The following is a 3,300-nucleotide window of genomic DNA, read 5'->3' on the forward strand; positions in this document are numbered from 1 at the left end:
ATCTCTGAGTGTCCCCGGTATGACAATTCCGTGAAATCCTGAAAATTGATCAGAAACAAAGTTGTACCAGGTGATTCCCTTGCTGGCACCAAAGTATTTTTTATTTGGACCAGCATTAATAGTGCGGATTGGTGTAACAAAACGCATCCCGTCTGCAGAGGCTACGTCACCACCACCCCATTTTTTTGCAAGTGGAATGGTGGCCTGATGATTCACCAGTCTTGCATTTGCTCGAACAAGCGTTTCCGCACGGATATAATTTTGCCTGACCCACGTCAGGCGATGGCGGGTCAATGCTGGAATCTGGTGTTTTATCAAGGGTTCAAGCCCGATGTTACAGGCTTCTGCCAAAAGAACTGCACAGATACTCACGGAAAGTTCGTCTGCACGTGCATTGGATTCACTAACATGCGTAAATTCATCAAGAAATCCTGTATGGGCGTGAATTTCAAGTATCAGTTCAGTAAGATCAACCTGTGGTAATAAACCCGAAATTTGCTTGTTTAACAAGGAAAGGCCTGATGAAATTTCCAGTTTATCCAGATCGGTAATTGTTAGGGCAGGACGTTTGCCAGAATTATCCATTCTAATGGCGTTATTTTCATCAAAATTGGCAGCAACTTTTTTGTAGGCAGCATCCAGACGGCCTGTAAGATTAGTTATCGCTTCGTGGGGAGATATCAGATGTCCCAATGAACGGCAGATCTGTATTTTGTTATTTTGCCAATCCAGCCCATGAAGTAATTTTGCTCGCGTATCACCCCAGCGATCGCTATTTTCAACATATAAATCTCTTCTTCTCAGACTGTCCTGCAATTTTTCCAGAAAGCATAAAATGTAACCCTGCTTTGTGATATTTCCATCCAGATCAAAAACCAGGCGTTTCCATGATTTGGTAATAATTTCCAGAGGAGGATTTTTCAGGATTTTTTTTCGCGATGAAATGATCCCGGCAAGATATTCCAGTGCCTCCAGTGTATTTTTTCCTGCGGGCGCTGCCATGAAAGTTATTCCATTAAATACCTGCGGTAAAAATTTTCGAACTTTCCCATATTGTTCAACCATCTCATCATGAAATTGGCTATCTATGGGTCTTGCCAGATGATTAACGATGGTAATCGATTCCATCAACCTTACTTTGGGAGTCAAAGCGTAAATCGCTTGACGCAACTGAACATCAGACATATTTTCATTGATAATCTGCTCGCAGGCTTTTGCCAACATAAGCGCTGATTTATCCAAATCTTTCAATGTCCGCAAACGTTTTTTCTGACCTATCTTTTTGGCATCTCCTGCAATCCCAGTAATCAGCAGATCCAGTAAATCCATAGCATCATCAAGAGCAATGATTTCATACGATCTAATGAATGCTACCAGTATGGCTATCCGTTTTTCATCCGGCATGCGGGCGATTTTATTAGAGGAAATTATACCTGCATGTCGTGCCAGATTTTTGAGCCGCACTGGTGGAATATGAGAACAGTCAAACTGACTGAATCCAAATGATTTTAATTCCAGATAACGCTTCATTGCTTCCTTGAATGCAGTGGAGCTAATTGTTACAGGCCCCTTCCGGTAGTAATCAAAACGAGATGTTGACTCCCCTTTAGGCACATGAAGAATAGCTTCAAGTTGCTGCTTCTGTTCCTTTGAAGGCAGGGATGAGAGGCGTTTCCATAAACATTTGGTGGCTCTTTCCCTAATCTCAGAAATAAGCCTACACAAAGTGGATTCTCCAGGTAAAATTATTTTGTTCTGAATAAGCCATGCAGTAGAAAAATCAAACATTAGTATCGGCCTTTCATTGCTTATCCAGGCTCTGGCATAAAGCAACCGGCTTAGTCTGAATACCCATGGAAGTTAATTAAAATCCCTGTATCCATAATATTTACGGATAAGTGCAGTGTGTTCGCGTTTGGTCGTATCACGTTTTGCATAATCATCTAGCACGGTAATATCAGAAATTGAGAGCTGTTCTGCAATGAATATCTGTATGTTGAGAGGAACCCGTGATAAATCTGAAAGAAATGTCCCTAAAAAACGGGCAGATGTTATTTGTAGGGCAAAGCCAGATCTGTTTTGTCCAAATGAAAGTATCGGGCTAGCTGAATGTCATTGGGTTCTTCATCATATTGACCATACCGTGCTTTTTGTTCTTCGGTTAAAAAATCTACAGCCATAAAACTATCTCATAACAACATCATTCATGGAATCCAATTAATCGGTGTCTACAATATTATAAATTGATAGACAATAAAAAAACCTTATCATAAACTGTCTATAAAATCATATTTTACTTTATTAGTAGACATTGTTTCTACAAATCGATTAAGGAGACATTTTTAGCCTATGCGACTCTTCGGATATGCTCGTGTTTCAACCAGTCAGCAATCTTTAGACATTCAGATTAAAGAGCTCAAGGACGCTGGTGTTAAATCACATCGACTATTTACGGACAAAGCTACTGGCAGTCATTGTGATCGCGATGGATTACAAACGCTTCGTATTAAAGTTGAGGAAGGTGATGTCATTTTGGTTAAAAAATTGGATAGACTCGGACGAGATACTGCGGATATGGTTCAATTAATCAAAGAATTTGATGCTATGGGAGTATCAATTCGTTTCCTCGATGATGGAATCAGTACAGAAGGTCCTATGGGAAAAATGGTAGTAACCATTTTAGCTGCTGTAGCCCAGGCAGAACGTCAACGTATCCTTGAGCGAACGAATGAAGGTCGCATTGATGCTAAACTCAAAGGAGTGAAGTTTGGACGAAAACGCACTGTAGACAGAGATAAAATTATTTCACTTTATACCTCTGGCATAGGCGCAACAGAAATTGCTAAGCAAATCGGAATTGGCAGATCAACCGTATATAAACTGCTTCAAGATAAGGTTAGATGACTTATTAAAAATAAAATCTTTTATAATGTAAAACTCTAAAAATAATAGTATACATTAAATGGAGTTATAATTAGTGCCTATAAATCCACAATTACCTGAAGAACCCATTCATCTGATATCCAAACCTTTGGTGTACTATATTCGTATTGAGACAAGTACAGCATGCTTATTATTGTTATTTACCCTTGTTTCATTAATTATTGCAAACTCTCCTTGGTCAAGCTCTTTTTTATCTATTTGGGAAATATCATTAGGAATCCACGTAGGTACTTTCGAATTTTCTCGCTCAGCGCACGCATGGATTAATGATGGCTTAATGACGTTGTTTTTCTTTTTTGTCTCTTTAGAATTGAAAAGAGAAATAGTATTTGGTGAGCTACGAGAGCCCAGGAAGGC

2 protein-coding genes and 1 pseudogene are annotated in these 3,300 nt (G+C 39.4%); 2 read left to right on the forward strand and 1 reads right to left on the reverse strand.

What is annotated here, in order from left to right; all coding sequences use genetic code 11:
• Positions 1–2,180: pseudogene (locus T345_RS14860) on the reverse strand (Tn3 family transposase); the annotation flags it as partial.
• A gap of 169 nt (positions 2,181–2,349) precedes the next feature.
• Here T345_RS14860 and T345_RS0110650 point away from each other — a divergent pair.
• Together T345_RS0110650 and T345_RS14870 are read left to right on the forward strand one after the other, a co-directional pair.
• Complete coding sequence (locus T345_RS0110650; protein WP_028389324.1) at positions 2,350–2,904, forward strand: recombinase family protein; 555 nt, start codon at positions 2,350–2,352, stop codon at positions 2,902–2,904.
• Between the two features lie 73 nt (positions 2,905–2,977).
• Positions 2,978–3,300, forward strand: a 323-nt coding sequence (locus T345_RS14870) for a Na+/H+ antiporter NhaA (protein ID WP_211249733.1), incomplete at its 3' end; no start/stop codon positions are given.

The sequence above is a fragment of the Legionella fairfieldensis ATCC 49588 genome (genome assembly GCF_000621525.1).
GTDB classification, from domain to species: Bacteria; Pseudomonadota; Gammaproteobacteria; order Legionellales; family Legionellaceae; genus Tatlockia; species Tatlockia fairfieldensis.

Bases quoted from the DNA above. Each gene is read 5' to 3' on its own strand.
- T345_RS0110650 (WP_028389324.1), top strand. From the start codon at position 2,350: ATGCGACTCTTCGGATATGCTCGTGTTTCAACCAGTCAGCAATCTTTA.